Below are 16,132 nucleotides of genomic sequence, written 5' to 3' on the forward strand. Positions count from 1 at the left end.
GTAACTATTATGGCTAAAACACCAGTAAAGAAAAAATCAAAGAAAGTCGTCACCGACGGTATTGCGCATATTCACGCAACATTCAACAACACCATTGTTATGATTACTGATCGTCATGGTAATGCAGTATGTTGGGCGACTTCTGGTGGTTCTGGTTTTAGAGGCTCTAGAAAATCAACCCCATTTGCAGCACAAGTAGCAGCTGGTAATTGTGGTGAAAAAGCATTGACTTTCGGCATGAAGAATTTAGATGTTCGTGTTAAAGGTCCTGGTCCTGGTAGAGATTCAGCCATTCGTGGTTTGAACGCACAAGGGTTAAAAATTCAATCAATCACAGATGTGACGCCAATCCCTCATAATGGTTGTCGTCCTTCTAAGAAACGCAGAGTATAAGGATAAATTATGGCTAGATATACTGGACCTACTTGTAAATTAGCGCGTCGCGAAGGCACGGACTTATTTCTAAAAAGTGGCATTAGATCATTAGATTCTAAATGTAAAGTAACGCAACTCCCTGGTATGCACGGTGCAACTGCCCGTCCAGCGAAACCTACTGAGTATGGTTTGCAATTACGCGAAAAGCAAAAAGTAAGACGCATTTATGGCATCTTAGAAAAGCAATTCCGCTCATATTACAAGAAAGCATCTCAAAAGAAAGGTTCAACTGGTGAAAACTTACTTAGCCTTTTAGAGTGTCGTCTTGATAATGTGGTTTACCGTATGGGTTTTGGCTCTACGCGTGCTGAATCTAGACAGTTAGTGTCTCACAAATCTATTTTAGTCAACGGCTGCGTGATTAATATTCCTTCTTACCAAGTGAGTGCTAACGATGAGATTTCTATTAGAGAAAAAGCAAAAAAACAAAGTCGCATTCAATTGGCAGTAGAACTTGCTGGACAAGGTGAGCAGCCCGAGTGGATTGATGTTGATACTAAAGCACTTAAGGGTGTATTTAAAAATGTTCCTGCCCGTGATGATTTGTCGTCTGACATCGCAGAGCATCTAATTGTTGAACTATATTCAAAATAAAGGTACTATTATGCAAGGAAAAGCAAAAGATTTTTTAAAGCCAAAGTTAGTTGATTTAACAGAAACGGCAACCAACCAATATAGAGTTATTCTTGAGCCTTTAGAAAAAGGTTTTGGTTATACACTAGGTAATGCACTCAGGAGAACACTGTTATCCTCTATGGTGGGTTCAGCGATTACTGAAGTGGCGATTGACGGTGTGATGCACGAGTTTTCAACTATTGATAGCGTCCAAGAAGATGTATTGGATATTTTATTAAACCTTAAAGAGGTTTCAGTTGCACTAAATACTTCTGAATCAGCTGAAGTTGTTATTGATAAAAAAGGCCCTTGTGAAATCACAGTGGCTGATATTGAAGCAAATGGTACTGATGTTCAGGTGTTTAATAAGGATAAAGTGATTGCCACGGTAAATGCTGGTGGACATATACGCATGACGCTTAAGATTGCTACGGGTACTGGTTATGATGCCGCTGCAGCACGCGATGATGAAGCATCAGCCATCGGCGGTATGCAACTAGACGCAAGTTTTTCCCCAATTAAGCGTGTTAGCTTTACAGTTGACGCGGCGCGTGTTGGGCAAAAGGTTAATCTTGACAAATTAAACATTGAACTTGAAACGAATGGCTCTGTTAATGCTGAAGCAGCGATTAAGCGTGCAGCAACTATCTTACAAGACCAATTGTCTTCATTTGTTGAGTTAGAATTAGTTGAAGAAGAAGAGGTATTACCTACTTCAGATGATTTTGATCCACAATTGTTAGCAGCAGTAGACGAGTTAGAGTTAACGGTTCGTAGTGCAAATTGCTTAAAAGCTGAGCAAATTTATTACATTGGTGATTTAATCCAGAAATCTGAACAAGATTTACTAAGAACCCCTAACTTAGGTCGTAAGTCGTTGAATGAAATTAAAGAAGTATTAACTGACAAAGGCCTAGAATTAGGTACAGCCATTGAAAATTGGCCGCCAGTTGATTTAATGAGTGAATAAGGAAATAGTATGAGACATAGAAAGTCAGGTAGACAGCTAAATCGTAACTCTTCTCATCGTAAAGCGATGTTTAAGAATATGGCAAATTCATTGTTTCTTCACGAAACAATCAGAACAACTTTACCAAAGGCGAAGGAACTTCGTCGCGTTGTTGAACCATTAATCACTAAGGCTAAGATAGACAGCGTTGCTAATCGTCGTTATGCGTTTGCAAGGTTGCGTGATGATGCAATGGTTGCTAAGTTGTTCACTGAATTAGGTCCATTCTACGAGAAGCGCCCAGGTGGTTATATCCGTATTCTTAAAGCCGGTTTTCGCACTGGCGATAAAGCGCCAATGGCGATTGTTCAATTAGTTGATTTCGATAGCGCTGCTAACGATTCTGCAGATTCATAAAGGAAATTTAATATGCCTTCAATTAAAGTAAGAGACAACGAACCATTTGATATCGCACTTAGACGCTTTCGTCGCACTTGTGACAGAGCTGGTGTTATTACTGATGTTCGTAAGAAAGAATTCTATGAAAAGCCAACTTGGGTTAATAAGCGTATGAAGGCAGCAGCCGTCAAGCGTACCCATAAAGAAATGGCTAAAAACCGCATTCATCGTAAGCGCATGTATTAATGTTTACAATAGAAGGATTTTTTAGGTAAGATATATAGGCGTGACTAGAAAAGGAGAAGGTTATGAGTATTTGGGTCGAAAATTATGGGTTTTCAGAAGAGAGTTCGGTAATAATTAATGAAAATATTAATGAGTTTAATAAAATTGCAGGAACAATAGAAGAAACATGTGTTAAAGATAATCATGAGTGTGAAAAAATCAAGGAAGATTTAAAAGAATACCAGTAATTTAATGCATTATTTTTTTTAAAAGGCTTTGCTTGACAAAGCCTTTTTTTTTACATAAACAATCTTATAATTTAAAAAATATGAATATAAACATAACAGAAGAAACTCTCGCCCCTTATTGCGGTTTAATTTATGAAATTTATAAAACCAAAGGCAATTTTTTTAAAGAAGAAGAGGGATTTAAAGAAATTTTTTATGTTGCAATAAGTCATTCATTGCCAGACATAGCAAATTACGTTAAAGAAGTTAGAATTAATATTACTGAACTTGATATTGTAAAGGTATTAGTGTTTTCTATTCAACATCTTCAAGGCAGTATTATCATCGAGCGTTATATTAGAAGTATATTTTCTTATTTAGAAGAGACATATTCTGTTACTTTTGACCGTAAAGAATTAAATCAATCTATAAAAGTTTGTGAAAACCTTATAAAGGAAGAGCAAATTATACCTGTATATACCTTTATTAAAGGCATGCAAGAGGGCGCTAGAGCGGTGAGAAAAGAGTGTTGAAACAACGCATCACTGACGATATGAAATTGGCAATGAAGGCAAAAGATAAAGATGCCTTAAAAGCCATTCGTATGATTTTGGGTGCCATCAAACAAAAAGAAGTTGATGAACGCATCGAAGTTAGTGATGACCAGGTGCTTGCTGTTGTTCAAAAAATGGTCAAGCAACGCAAAGACTCAATCTCACAGTTTAAAGAAGCGGGTCGCATCGACTTGGTAGAAGTGGAAGAGGCAGAGTTGGCAATCATTAATAACTATATGCCAGCCCAACTATCAGAGGCTGAAATTGTTACAGCAGTTGACAAAGCTATTGCCGATAGTGGCGCAAGTTCTATGGCGGATATGGGTAAGTTAATGGGTGCGTTAAAAGGTGTATTGGCTGGTAAAGCCGATATGGGTGTAGTCTCAGCGGTTATTAAATCTAAATTCTCGTAATACAGGCTTAAAACTACTTATTGCTTAAATAAGGTAGATCATGAAACTCTATATGAGACCTTTGCACAATTCATAATCTGTTTCCTTAATTTCAGTTTGTCTGTTTTTCAAAAATATTTTCTATAATCCACTGTATTTTTCTTATAAAAATCTTTGATTTATCTATATTTTATTGCTTTATCTCTTTATTTTTTACTCTTTCTCCGTTCATTGGATACAACAATCCCTCAGATTGTACATTCGCTTAAAAATATTCATCCCAGTTTTTCATTACTATTTTTATTGGCATAGGCACTATCAGCAAAGACTTGCCCACAGGTTTTGGCTTTACTTATATCAAGCAGTTTGTCAAATTCTTTTGAGTCATGCACATTGCCAGGGTATAGGTCATCTTTTTAACAAAGCCATCTTCATCACTCAGATTGTACCACGCTTGAAGGATGAGGATTTTAAACATCATCAGTGGCGGATAACTAGATACGCCTCATACAGATGAATATAAGTTTGAAAGTGTTTGCTCTATCTCACCCCAGTTGATGATGTCATGCACATCATCAAGTTCTGATAGGGATTTATGTTTGATAAAGAGAGAATCTGCAAATGAGTTTTGTTTTGTGTTTTTCCAAGACATTTTTAGTATTTTTATGATTGATTTAGATGGGTGTTATTTTGCCAGATTGGTGGTTTTGGAGACCCTGTAAACACAGATTGTGTAAACCCTCATATTTTATAATCCCTAAAAAGGAGAAAAAACATGAGTAACGCAACACTAAGAAAAAACCAAAAGAACCAACTGAACAACACAGGCATTAACCAACAAAAACTCCGTGCTTTTGCTGGTGAGCTTGCCAAAGACATCCACACCCAAGATGACTTGGCAGACTTGTCTGCATCATTGGTTAAGATGACCATAGAAGCGGCACTTGGTGCTGAGATGGAACATCACCTTGGCTATCCAAAATATGGACAAAATGGCAATGAATCTAATGCCAGTAATAACGCTCGCAATGGCTACTACTCTAAAATTGTTAAAGGTAATCATGGCGAAGTTGAACTTGCTATTCCAAGGGATCGCAATGCTAACTTTGAGCCTGCTATCATTGAGAAGGGTCAAACCAGATTAGGCGCTTTTGATAATCAAATATTAAGCCTGTATGCCAAAGGCATGAGCACCCGTGATATTGTCACAACCTTTAAAGAGATGTATGACGCTGACATCTCAGCAACGTTGGTGTCCAATGTAACACAAGCGGTTATTACTCAAGCCACAGAGTGGCGTAATCGTCCATTGGATGAGATTTACCCCATTGTTTATTTAGACGGTATTGTCATTAAAGTTAGGCAAGATAAACAAATCATTAAAAAGACCATGTACATTGCCCTAGGCGTTAATCTTGAGGGTAAAAAAGAATGTCTTGGCTTATGGTTGTCCAAAAATGAATCTTCTAAGTTCTGGTTGGGCGTTCTTAACGATATTGCTAATCGTGGCGTAAAAGACATTCTGATCGCCTCAGTCGATGGGTTAACGGGATTCCCCGAAGCTATTAATGCCGTGTTCCCACAGGCTGATGTACAACTGTGTATTGTTCATATGGTTCGCAACTCGCTTAAATATGTGGGCTATAAGGAACGTAAGAATGTTGCTAGTGATTTAAAGCAAATCTATCAGTCTATTATTGAAGAAGAAGCTTTATTGGCGTTAGATGAGTTTGAGTATAAATGGGATACGCAGTTCCCAAGTATCGCCAAATCGTGGCGACGAAATTGGGATAATGTTGCTACTCTATTTGCTTATCCTGAGGCAATCAGAAAGGCAATCTATACCACTAATGCCATTGAATCCTTAAACTCAGTGATTAGAAAATCTATCAAAAACAGAAAGATTTTTAATCATGATAACTCTGCTTTTAAAGTGGTCTTTTTAGCCATTGAAGCAGCCAGTAAGAAATGGACAATGCCAATACGAAATTGGTCACAAGCAATGAATCAGTTTATAATCTTACATGAGGATAGATTAAAGGATTATGTCTGATTTTTGAAAGAGGTGTTTACACAATCTGGTTTACAGGGTCGTTTTGGATTGATTTATGCAAAGGCCTCTATATAATATTAAGTTACTAATTCATTGTAGCAAACATAGAATTAGTATACTTATAATATAAAGGAAATTAATATGAATAAAATTCTATCAAAAATCACAGCACCCGCTGTACTGTCATTATCATTAATTGGCGCTGTCAATGTGCATGCTACGAGTGTCGCTGTCAAGCCAAGTGCTTATAGTGATAATTTAAAAAATTTACCAGATCCAAATGTTGTTGGGAAACCGGTTAAAACTAAGACGCCACGCTATGTCTATTTTGAAGATAGGGATTATATAATTCCTGAAGGCAGAGAAGTTAGTGCATACTATGCGACTTGGGGTGTATATGGTGGTCGTGATTACAAGCCAAGCGATGTTCCTGTTAAGAAATTATCGCATGTTTATGTTGCTTTTGGCTCTATTTGTGGTGACAATCCAGGTGCTTATGGCGGCGGATCGGGTTCTAAAACCGCCTGTAGTAATATGCAGTCAAGTAACGGTGGTTATTGGATGCCAGGTATAAAATCTCTAAGCAAGGGCGACCTTTCGCTTGTTGATGATGTTGGTGCTTTTTGGCAAAAAGGTGGCGTTGGCGTTGGACCAATTACCAAAGGTCAAATGAGCGGCATGATTGACTGGAAAACTAGAAACCCAAACCTAAAGGTTATTTGGTCTTTGGGCGGATGGTCTTATAGTCGTCCTTTTTTCGAGATGGCAAGTACTGAAGCAAGCCGCAAACAATTCGTTAAATCTGTTGTTTTGTGGTTGTCTCAACCTGTAATGGACTTTGTTGATGGTATTGATATTGACTGGGAATTTCCTGGCGGTTTAGGTCTTGATAGCGATGTAGGCGATCCTTCATCTGATGGTGCAAATTATGTTCTATTATTAGAAGAACTTAGAGAAGCACTTGATGGTTTAGGTAAGTTGAAGAATGATCGTCATTATGACCTTAGTGCTGCAATTGGTGTTGGTACTGACAAGTTAGCTAATTTCAAGGCTAGTGGAGCTGTTGTTGGTGATATGTTGCCATACCTTGATAGACTGGGACTTATGACTTATGACTTTAGCGGTGGTTGGAGTAATACTATTGGATTTAATGCTGGTGTTGATGGCAAAGTTGCTAATGATGCTCAAACTATAAATGGTGCTATTGAAATATTGCGTAATGAACACAATGTTACTGATTTCTCTAAAGTATCACTTGGTGTGGGTTTTTATGGTCGTGGACAAAAAGCTGCTGCCAGTATAACTAATCCTAGTAAAGTTCCAGGTATGCCTAGTAAAGGTATGAGTAAAAGACAAGGGTCAGTCGAGGAAGGAGTTTATTCTTATTTTGATCTTCACAAAAATATACTAGGTGAAAATTTAGATGGTATTAATGGTTGGGAAAGTTACTACTATCCTGAATTTAAATCTAATCTAGTTTTTAATCGTCAAACAGGTGATGTTATTAGTTATACCTCTCAACAAAGCATAGATGATATTGTTGCTTACGCAAAAGAAATTGGTGCTAAAGGTATATTTGCATGGCAAATTGACGATGATAATGGTATGTTATTAGAAAAAATTCATCAATCTTATGGACATTCTCAAGAGCAAATTGACGATGGCACACCTTGGGTTTTCGCTCCTTCGTGTAAGGCAATTTTTAATGCTAATGTAGAAATTTTAGCTGGTGCTTATTCTTACCATAAAGGTAAAGTTATGGAGAGTACTAGTTGGACTCAGAGTTGCGATAAAGGCTGGCAAGAGGCAATTTCTTATGGTGATATTGATATAAGTGATTCTAGTAATTATCATCTAATGGACGGAGTTGGTCGTTATGCTTTGGGAGCTAAAAATCCTGGAGTTTACACAGGTTATAATAGCAACGACGATGGCAATGGCAACGACGATGGTAACGACAACGACAACGACAATGGCAATGGTAATGGTAACGACGATGGTAATAATAACAATACTACATTAAGTGCTGCTAGTTGGGATGTGTCAAAAGTCTATAATACTGATGACAAGGCATCGTACAAGGGAAAAGTCTATAGTGCTAAATGGTGGTCATTAGGAAATCCTCCACCTGCAAGCGAATGGAAAGAGATCGGTATTGCTAATAATGACAATGACAATGGCAATGGCAATGACAACGACAACGACAATGACAATGTCAATGACAATACATCAAGTGCCGATACTTGGGATTCTCTACAAGTCTATAATAATGGCGATAAAGTGCTGTATAAAGGCGTTGTTTATAGCGCTAAATGGTGGACACAAGGAAATCCTCCTCCAGCACCTGAATGGGGTCGTGTTAGTGCAGAGACTGATTCTTCTGGTGTTGCTATTTGGAAGGCTAGTGATGTCTACAATGGAGGCGATACTATAGTTCACAACGGTAAGAAATATACCGCTAAATGGTGGACACAAGGAAACCCTCCTCCGGCGTCTGAATGGACAGAAGTTAAGTAATTAATATTTCAGGAGGGTAAAACCTCCTGCTTTTTTTACTTAAATAGGAATCCAAATAACTGTGAATGATTATTGAAAATAGCGAGATGATATTTTGATAATCGTTTACAGTTGTGTGAATTTCTTAAATAAAATTTTTTATGGGTCTTAACTAGTTAAGCAATTAAAAATTGCTTAAGATACTAGTTATGACAAGGAAAAATAAGTATTACAACCGCTCAAGACTTTCAGAGGCAAAATTTAGAGAGATAATTAAATATTTTTCTCTAGATTTAAGTGCCACACAAATTGCACACACAAATTTAAATTTAAATACTGTTAATAAATTTTGACACTTGTAAGAATAAGAATTTTTGAATTATCAGCCCAAGATCAACTTCAATCTGCCCCACTAGTGGGGCAGATTGAAGTTGATGAAAGTTACTTTGGCGCACGGCGCATCCGCGGGAAACGCGGTAGAGGCGCCAGAGGTAAAACAATAGTATTTGGCTTATTAAAACGAGGAGATAAGGTCTATACTCAAATTATAGAAAAGTGTGATAGAATAACGCTTCACAGTATAATAAAAGACAAAACATCAACCGATAGTATTATTAATTCTGATGGATGGCGTGGACATAATGGCTTAGTAGATTTTGGCTATAAAAAGCATTACCGTGTTCATCACGGCAAGAATGAATTTGCCAGAGGAAATTCTCATATTAACGGTATTGAATCTTTTTGGGGCTATGCTAAAATTAGACTAGTTAAATTTAAAGGAATGAATAAAAAAATGTTTAAATACCACCTTAAAGAATGTGAATTTAGATTTAATAATCGCAAGCAAGATGTGTATAAAATCTTGCTTGATAATTTTAAAAAAGATCCGCTTAACTAGTTAAGACCCTTTTTTATTAAATAATGAAAAAATGGATACTACATTTAATTCTAAAATTAGCAATTTATGTTTTGGCTGTTAATAATATCTCTTATGCTGAATATAATAATTTTTTAGATATTACTAAAAATAACTTTAAGTTTCAAAAGATAGAAGATGTAAATACAGTTGATAATATTTTTAATGATGCTTTTGTAGAAATTAATTTAGAAGAATATGAGAATGATTTTAATTTAGAGAAAACAATTGGTCATACGATAAACTCACAACAAGAGACAAAAGCCAAAAAAACTATTAGTAGTATGACTTGGTCTAATCAGACTTTGTATGATGTTCCTTATATTAAGGTTTTATGGAAGGGTGCAATATGGGAAAATATTTTTTCCACTATTGGAGAAGAACCTGGTGTATCTGAAGTATGGCATCAAGTAGGCGTTAACTCTAAAGATCTTAATTCATGGGATTCTGAATATATTTATCAGGATATAGATACTGCGGTTTACTGGAAAGGATTTGTGTGGCGAAATACTGCTTACACTATAAATGAAGAACCGGGTGAGAGTGAAGTTTGGAAAAAAATCGGCTTATCTGGGCGTAATACGATTAGTAAATGGTCCCCTGATGTATTTTATAAAGAAGCCGGTGAAGTTGTATTTTGGAATGGAAGAAGTTGGCGTAGTATAGGTCCAACTAAAGGGGCTGAACCTGGTAAGTTTAATGACTGGGAAAGAATTGGTTATGTTGAAAATAACACTAAAGATGATGAAATAACATGGCAAGCTAACAAATCATACAATCATACTGGTATTGTTGTAAAACATAATTCTATTATTTATTCTAGTCGTCGATTATCAATAGGAGAAGAGCCTGGCACTACTGACGCATGGGTTGTAGTTTCAATAGCTACTGACAATCCAGCAACCAAATGGTTGAATGATAGAAATTACAATATAAATGATATCGTAATTTACGACAATAAACTTTGGCAAGCTGCATATAAAAATATAGGGGAAAGACCTTCTTATGCGGAAGATGTATGGAGTAGTATTGTAATAGATTCAGATTTTGAAAAAAATACCAGAAATTTCATTAACGAACAAGTTGGAATTCAAACAGATAGTCTTACAAAGTGGGACATAAATAAACCATATCCAGAACATAGTAGAGTTGTTTATAAAGGAAGAAGATGGGAAAACTTATATTATTCATCAGGAGAAACTCCGGGAGTAGGTATAAATTGGGTTTTACTTGATAAATATGTTGATGAGAATGGTATTCTTATTTGGCAGCCTTTTGAAATTTATCGGAATCCAGGTACGGTTGTGTCGCACAATGGAAAAACCTGGCACAACAAATGGTATACCGTAGGTGATGAGCCAGGAATAGATGATGTTTGGAGTGACACCAATGTTGATGGCACGCACTTAATTGATGACAATGGAATTATTATTTGGCAGTCTGAGGTCGGTTATGAAAAAACATTGGCTGTGCATAATGGTAAATACTATAAGAATAGATGGTATGCTGACGCTGGATTAGAGCCAGGACAGAGTAATATTTGGTATGAAGTTAATCAAGATGGTAGCAACTTAACCGATGAAAACGGTGCAATTATTTGGCAGTCTAATGCTGTATACGAATCAGTAACATTGGTTGTACATAATGGTAAATACTACAAGAATAAATGGTATGCTGATCCTGGATTGGAGCCAGGACAGAGTAATATTTGGTATGAAGTTAATCAAGATGGTAGCAACTTAACCGATGAAAACGGTGCAATTATTTGGCAGTCTAATGCTGTATACGAATCAGTAACATTGGTTGTACATAATGGTAAATACTACAAGAATAAATGGTATGCTGATCCTGGATCGGAGCCAGGACAGAGTAATATTTGGTATGAAGTTAATCAAGATGGTAGCGACTTAACCGATGAAAGCGGTGCAATTATTTGGCAGTCTGATATTGTATACGAATCAGTAACATTAGTTGTACATAATGGTAAATACTACAAGAATAAATGGTATGCTGATCCTGGATTGGAGCCAGGACAGAGTAATATTTGGTATGAAGTTAATCAAGATGGTAGCAACTTAACCGATGAAAACGGTGCAATTATTTGGCAGTCTGATGCTGTATACGAATCAGTAACATTGGTTGTACATAATGGTAAATACTACAAGAATAAATGGTATGCTGATCCTGGATCGGAGCCAGGACAGAGTAATATTTGGTATGAAGTTAATCAAGATGGTAGCGACTTAACCGATGAAAGCGGTGCAATTATTTGGCAGTCTGATATTGTATACGAATCAGTAACATTAGTTGTACATAATGGTAAATACTACAAGAATAAATGGTATGCTGATCCTGGATTGGAGCCAGGACAGAGTAATATTTGGTATGAAGTTAATCAAGATGGTAGCAACTTAACCGATGAAAACGGTGCAATTATTTGGCAGTCTGATATTGTATACGAATCAGTAACATTGGTTGTACATAATGGTAAATACTACAAGAATAAATGGTATGCTGATCCTGGATCGGAGCCAGGACAGAGTAATATTTGGTATGAAGTTAATCAAGATGGCAATTAATAAGACCATGTACCATCTTATATTCTGTAAAATATAACAATTTTGACAGATTGTGTTAATCCAAAAACTTGAATAAAAAAAATGGGTCTTAACTAGTTAAGTAATTTTTAATTGCTTAAAATACTAGTTATGACAAGGAAAAATAAGTATTACAACCGTTCAAGACTTTCAGAGGCAAAATTTAGAGAGATAATTAAATATTTTTCTCTAGATTTAAGTGCCACACAAATTGCACACACAAATTTAAATACTGTTAATAAATTTTGACACTTGTAAGAATAAGAATTTTTGAATTATCAGCCCAAGATCAACTTCAATCTGCCCCACTAGTGGGGCAGATTGAAGTTGATGAAAGTTACTTTGGCGCACGGCGCGTCCGCGGGAAACGCGGTAGAGGCGCCAGAGGTAAAACAATAGTATTTGGCTTATTAAAACGAGGAGATAAGGTCTATACTCAAATTATAGAAAAGTGTGATAGAATAACGCTTCACAGTATAATAAGAGACCTTTGCGTAATTCATAATTTATTGCCTTAATTTCAGTTTGTCTGTTTTTCAAAAATATTTTCTAGAATCTACTGTATTTTTCTCATAAAAATCTTTGATTTATCTAGATTTTATCGCTTTATCTCTCTATTTTTACGCTTTCTCCGTTCATTGGATACAACAATCCCTCAGGTTGCGCATTCGCTTAAAAATATTCATCCCAGTTTTAAGATTATGACTTATGGCAATCAGTTGCGCTCTAGTCTTGTTTCGTTCTAACCCAAGGTATCTTGCCTTGCCTAAACCGTGATGAAGCTTTAGCAAGCCAAAGGTTCGCTCAACAATATAGCGAATAGATGAGCGTTGTTTATTCTCTTGTTTCTGCTCTTTGGTTAAAGGCTTGTTTCTGTAGGCACGGTGCAATATTTTATTGTTTTCTTTACCCAATTTTTCATTATTATTTTTATTAGCATAGGCACTATCAGCAAAGACTTGTCCACAGGTTTTGCTTTTGCTTATATCAAGCAGTTTGTCAAATTCTTTTGAGTCATGCACATTGCCAGGGGTATAGGTCATCTTTTTAACAAAGCCATCTTCATCAGTATTAGCATACATCTTGAAGCCATAGGTGGTTTTCTTTTTGCCATCGGCTGCTATTTTGACATTGTAGTTGGCTTCAGGGTCTTGGGTATTGTTGCCATCCTTGCCTTTGTGCTTTCTACATTGCTTGACTTCAATGACAGTGGCATCAATAATGTTAATTGAGCCTAATGAGACAATGATTGAATTTTGTTCTAGATGAGTGTTGATTTGTTCTAGTAGAGGTTCTAAGAGTTTTTCAGTATTGAGTAGTTGTCTAAAACGCCAAATGCTGGAATGGTCTGGCACACTCTCAGATAATGATAAATCAATAAAACGCCTGAACATTAAGTCTCTGGCTATTTGTTTTTCTAAGGCTTCATCACTCAGATTGTACCACGCTTGAAGGATGAGGATTTTAAACATCATCAGTGGCGGATAGCTGGGTGCGCCGCGTACAGATGAATATAAGTTTGAAAGTGTTTGCTCTATCTCATCCCAGTTGATAATGTTATGCACATCATCAAGCTCTGATAGGGATTTGTGCTCTACAACGAGAGAATCTGCAAATGAGTTTTGCTTTGTGTTCTTCCAAGACATTTTTAGTATTTTTATGATTGATTTAGATGGGTGTTATTTTACCATATTGGTGGCTTTGGGTTGATTTATGCAAAGGTCTCAATAAAAGACAAAACATCAACCGATAGTATTATTAATTCTGATGGATGGCGTGGATATAATGGCTTAGTAGATTTTGGCTATAAAAAGCATTACCGTGTTCATCACGGCAAGAATGAATTTGCCAGAGGAAATTCTCATATTAACGGTATTGAATCTTTTTGGGGCTATGCTAAAATTAGACTAGTTAAATTTAAAGGAATGAATAAAAAAATGTTTAAATACCACCTTAAAGAATGTGAATTTAGATTTAATAATCGCAAGCAAGATGTGTATAAAATCTTGCTTGATAATTTTAAAAAAGATCCGCTTAACTAGTTAAGACCCATAATTAAACTAAAAAAACAATGAAAAAAACACTTGTATTTATTATATTGACATCATTTTTATTTGTCGGATGTACCCCTACTAAGGCGCCAAATATATTTTCTAAAAGAAATGAAGTTGTTCACGCAGCAATAGAAGCAATAAAAAATCAAAAAACAGGAGAAACACTTGCTAATGTTGTTAATACATATAAAGATAAATTTAACAAATCAAACGATCTTACTGATTTTGTAGATTATCAATATATTAAATTTTCTAGTATCTCTAATTTGGAAAAATTAGCAAATTTGAGCGCTCAAAATAATAATATCAAAGACACTATAAGATTTTTAGAAGAAATAATCCAAATTGACCCATCAAGTCAAAAGCATATTCTCACATTGAATCGTTTAAAAGGAACAGACAAAGCGACAAAAATTGCCTTAGAGCTTTCGCCTTTCTCAAAAAATGGTGTTATTATTAACGAAAAGTTTTTTCGTCATGCATTGTTTTTTGCGGGAAATAAACCTAAGCAATTAAGGTCATTAGATGATTTTACTGATTATAACAGTTCAGTCTACACGAAAGTTATTAATAAGTTATTTATACCTTATCAAGAAATTGCAAAAAATAAACACAATACAGACTTAAATAAAAAGAAAAAATTGAATCAATCTAAAATCACTTCTAAGAAGGCTTTTAAGAACACTAAAAATGATTCTAAAAGCACCTCTAAAAGCATCTCCTATGGACGAATTACTTTAAATTACCGTACAGGCGAAACTAAGAGAAAAAAGAAAGAAACAATAACTTTGCCTGAATATGAAAAACCTGTTTTAAATAAGAGCAATGAAGCCGTTCCAATTAAAGATGTCTATAATGTTCTTTCTCATGAATTTGGTTATCACATCGTAACTCATAAATCCGCATCAAGAGTTTTAAATGACCCTAAAGCAACAATTAAAATTAACAGCGACATGTTGGTTATTGATGTATTAAGTCAAATAGCAACTCAAAACCACATAAACTTTGTATTTAATCAAGATAAAGTTTATGTTTATGGCACTGAGGAAATCCCATTAGATCTTAATAATAAACGAAGTGTTCATGTGATTCGTTCTGAATTTCAAGATATTGAAAGTAGTTTTATTGCACTTGAAGCCTCTGGTTTTGGTGGAAATATTTCTGGGCTCGATCTTAATTCAAATGTTATATGGTTTCATGGAAATGATGGTGAATATTTGCGCGCTTTGTTGATTGTTGCCGTTTCTGATTCCCACAGTGCAGAGGTCATTGTTGATATAGAAATAGTAGAAGTGGAGAGTTCTTTTTTAAGTAATATAGGTTTGCGCATTCCTCATCTTGTAGAATTAAGCTTAAGCAATCCTACTTATCGTAAATATAGCACCTATGGAGGAGAAATTGGAAATAACGGTGTTATTGTTTCTAATGCAATTGTCAACAGCGCAAATCTCACCAATATTCTTAAGCAAAAAACAAGTGATGTCCTGAAGGCGACAATTAATGACCCAGCTTTTCGTCTAGCAATGCAAGAAAAAAATGAAAGAATTCAGATTATTGAAAAACCAACGCTGCGTGTTCGTCACGGAACAGAATCCACAATAGATGTTGGTAATAAAGTGCCTGTATTTACTACTACAGTAAATTCTAATGGAGTAATAAAAGAGTCACCATCTTATTTAAGCACTGGCGTTAAAGTTAAAGTTAAAGCGGATATTTTATCTAATAATGAAGTAAGGCTTGATTTAGATATCTCTATTTTAAATTATGTGCGCGATATAGTTACTGAACGCGGCACTAGGAAGGCTCTTCTTGGCAATAGAGATATAAAAACAATTTTAACAGTCAGTGATGGTGATACTTCTATCATAGGTAGTTTAACTTCTACATCTAATAATAAGAATAATGATACCTTGCCAGGTATGTCCAATAGCGCATTTGGCTTTTTAGGCGGAGAGATGGGCAACAATCAGCATAATAGTGAATTACTGGTTTTTGTAACACCAAGAATAGTTCGCCCTCGGGGAATGCCGTCTAGGGCATCCATGCAAACTACTGGAGGGCGCTCATTCAACGCTAAGTCTATCAAACAATTAAAGAAAGATATAAAAGAGTTTAAGAAGAGTCGTGATAAACTATCTAGATATTCTAGAAGATAGCTTGAATTTATATTAGTGTAATAACTGATCAAAAGAGTGCGTTAACCTTAACCACCTTTTAATC

Annotated in this window: 14 protein-coding genes and 4 pseudogenes; 15 read left to right on the forward strand and 3 right to left on the reverse strand. The window is 35.7% G+C overall.

The genetic code is table 11. The annotated features are described in order from the left end of the window. The first annotated feature begins 9 nt into the window (after positions 1-9). The 8 genes from rpsK to BSEPE_RS01545 all read left to right on the forward strand — a co-directional run bounded on the left by rpsK (position 10) and on the right by BSEPE_RS01545 (position 3,817). On the forward strand, positions 10-393 hold the full coding sequence (gene rpsK, locus BSEPE_RS01515; protein WP_066043090.1) for a 30S ribosomal protein S11: 384 nt from the start codon (positions 10-12) through the stop codon (positions 391-393). Between the two features lie 9 nt (positions 394-402). Next, positions 403-1,029, forward strand: coding sequence for a 30S ribosomal protein S4 (gene rpsD, locus BSEPE_RS01520; protein ID WP_066043092.1), 627 nt, complete (start codon positions 403-405; stop codon positions 1,027-1,029). Between the two features lie 10 nt (positions 1,030-1,039). Continuing rightward, a complete protein-coding gene (locus tag BSEPE_RS01525) occupies positions 1,040-2,020 on the forward strand; it encodes a DNA-directed RNA polymerase subunit alpha (RefSeq protein ID WP_066045999.1) in 981 nt (326 codons plus the stop codon). A gap of 9 nt (positions 2,021-2,029) precedes the next feature. Beyond that, the gene (gene rplQ / locus BSEPE_RS01530) at positions 2,030-2,416 is read left to right on the forward strand and encodes a 50S ribosomal protein L17 (RefSeq protein ID WP_066043094.1); all 387 of its coding nucleotides are present in this window, start codon (positions 2,030-2,032) and stop codon (positions 2,414-2,416) included. Between the two features lie 12 nt (positions 2,417-2,428). After that, on the forward strand, positions 2,429-2,644 hold the full coding sequence (gene rpsU / locus BSEPE_RS01535; RefSeq protein WP_066043096.1) for a 30S ribosomal protein S21: 216 nt from the start codon (positions 2,429-2,431) through the stop codon (positions 2,642-2,644). Positions 2,645-2,706: 62 nt separating this feature from the next. Further along, positions 2,707-2,871, forward strand: coding sequence for a hypothetical protein (locus tag BSEPE_RS07960; protein WP_157059362.1), 165 nt, complete (start codon positions 2,707-2,709; stop codon positions 2,869-2,871). A gap of 80 nt (positions 2,872-2,951) precedes the next feature. Further along, positions 2,952-3,383 carry a hypothetical protein gene (locus BSEPE_RS01540; protein ID WP_157059363.1) on the forward strand — a complete coding sequence of 144 codons (432 nt, stop codon included), beginning with the start codon at positions 2,952-2,954 and terminating at the stop codon, positions 3,381-3,383. After that, positions 3,380-3,817, forward strand: coding sequence for a GatB/YqeY domain-containing protein (locus BSEPE_RS01545; RefSeq protein WP_083502944.1), 438 nt, complete (start codon positions 3,380-3,382; stop codon positions 3,815-3,817). The genes BSEPE_RS01540 and BSEPE_RS01545 overlap by 4 nt, the downstream gene beginning before the upstream one ends. A gap of 331 nt (positions 3,818-4,148) precedes the next feature. Here the strand turns inward: BSEPE_RS01545 and BSEPE_RS08255 are convergent. Next, positions 4,149-4,286 (reverse strand): annotated as a pseudogene (locus BSEPE_RS08255) (transposase); the annotation flags it as partial. A gap of 15 nt (positions 4,287-4,301) precedes the next feature. Then, the gene (locus BSEPE_RS07965; protein ID WP_157059364.1) at positions 4,302-4,448 is read right to left on the reverse strand and encodes a hypothetical protein; all 147 of its coding nucleotides are present in this window, start codon (positions 4,446-4,448) and stop codon (positions 4,302-4,304) included. Positions 4,449-4,625: 177 nt separating this feature from the next. Here BSEPE_RS07965 and BSEPE_RS01550 point away from each other — a divergent pair, with 177 nt between their 5' ends. The 5 genes and pseudogenes from BSEPE_RS01550 to BSEPE_RS07970 form a co-directional block, all read left to right on the forward strand. Then, the gene (locus BSEPE_RS01550) at positions 4,626-5,849 is read left to right on the forward strand and encodes an IS256 family transposase (protein WP_066046006.1); all 1,224 of its coding nucleotides are present in this window, start codon (positions 4,626-4,628) and stop codon (positions 5,847-5,849) included. 141 nt (positions 5,850-5,990) lie between these two features. After that, positions 5,991-8,366: a glycosyl hydrolase family 18 protein gene (locus tag BSEPE_RS01555; protein ID WP_066043100.1), complete on the forward strand. Its 2,376-nt coding sequence runs from the start codon at positions 5,991-5,993 to the stop codon at positions 8,364-8,366. Between the two features lie 188 nt (positions 8,367-8,554). Continuing rightward, positions 8,555-9,243: pseudogene (locus tag BSEPE_RS01560) on the forward strand (IS1595 family transposase). 302 nt (positions 9,244-9,545) lie between these two features. Further along, a complete protein-coding gene (locus BSEPE_RS01565) occupies positions 9,546-11,840 on the forward strand; it encodes a hypothetical protein (RefSeq protein ID WP_162262076.1) in 2,295 nt (764 codons plus the stop codon). A gap of 129 nt (positions 11,841-11,969) precedes the next feature. After that, a pseudogene (locus BSEPE_RS07970) lies at positions 11,970-12,302 on the forward strand (transposase); the annotation flags it as partial. 191 nt (positions 12,303-12,493) lie between these two features. Here the strand turns inward: BSEPE_RS07970 and BSEPE_RS01570 are convergent. Next, positions 12,494-13,504: an IS5 family transposase gene (locus BSEPE_RS01570; protein WP_066043104.1), complete on the reverse strand. Its 1,011-nt coding sequence runs from the start codon at positions 13,502-13,504 to the stop codon at positions 12,494-12,496. Positions 13,505-13,585: 81 nt separating this feature from the next. Between BSEPE_RS01570 and BSEPE_RS01575 the strand changes: the two are divergent. Both BSEPE_RS01575 and BSEPE_RS01580 read left to right on the forward strand, forming a co-directional pair. Continuing rightward, positions 13,586-13,900 (forward strand): annotated as a pseudogene (locus BSEPE_RS01575) (IS1595 family transposase); the annotation flags it as partial. Between the two features lie 29 nt (positions 13,901-13,929). Next, positions 13,930-16,068: a type II secretion system protein GspD gene (locus BSEPE_RS01580; RefSeq protein ID WP_066043107.1), complete on the forward strand. Its 2,139-nt coding sequence runs from the start codon at positions 13,930-13,932 to the stop codon at positions 16,066-16,068. Positions 16,069-16,132 lie beyond the last annotated feature (64 nt).

The organism is endosymbiont of Bathymodiolus septemdierum str. Myojin knoll (assembly GCF_001547755.1).
Taxonomy (GTDB): domain Bacteria; phylum Pseudomonadota; class Gammaproteobacteria; order PS1; family Pseudothioglobaceae; genus Thiodubiliella.

Bases quoted from the DNA above. Each gene is read 5' to 3' on its own strand.
- rpsK (WP_066043090.1), top strand. From the start codon at position 10: ATGGCTAAAACACCAGTAAAGAAAAAATCAAAGAAAGTCGTCACCGAC.
- rpsD (WP_066043092.1), top strand. From the start codon at position 403: ATGGCTAGATATACTGGACCTACTTGTAAATTAGCGCGTCGCGAAGGC.
- BSEPE_RS01525 (WP_066045999.1), top strand. From the start codon at position 1,040: ATGCAAGGAAAAGCAAAAGATTTTTTAAAGCCAAAGTTAGTTGATTTA.
- rplQ (WP_066043094.1), top strand. From the start codon at position 2,030: ATGAGACATAGAAAGTCAGGTAGACAGCTAAATCGTAACTCTTCTCAT.
- rpsU (WP_066043096.1), top strand. From the start codon at position 2,429: ATGCCTTCAATTAAAGTAAGAGACAACGAACCATTTGATATCGCACTT.
- BSEPE_RS07960 (WP_157059362.1), top strand. From the start codon at position 2,707: ATGAGTATTTGGGTCGAAAATTATGGGTTTTCAGAAGAGAGTTCGGTA.
- BSEPE_RS01540 (WP_157059363.1), top strand. From the start codon at position 2,952: ATGAATATAAACATAACAGAAGAAACTCTCGCCCCTTATTGCGGTTTA.
- BSEPE_RS07965 (WP_157059364.1), bottom strand. From the start codon at position 4,448: ATGTCTTGGAAAAACACAAAACAAAACTCATTTGCAGATTCTCTCTTT.
- BSEPE_RS01555 (WP_066043100.1), top strand. From the start codon at position 5,991: ATGAATAAAATTCTATCAAAAATCACAGCACCCGCTGTACTGTCATTA.
- BSEPE_RS01565 (WP_162262076.1), top strand. From the start codon at position 9,546: ATGACTTGGTCTAATCAGACTTTGTATGATGTTCCTTATATTAAGGTT.
- BSEPE_RS01570 (WP_066043104.1), bottom strand. From the start codon at position 13,504: ATGTCTTGGAAGAACACAAAGCAAAACTCATTTGCAGATTCTCTCGTT.
- BSEPE_RS01580 (WP_066043107.1), top strand. From the start codon at position 13,930: ATGAAAAAAACACTTGTATTTATTATATTGACATCATTTTTATTTGTC.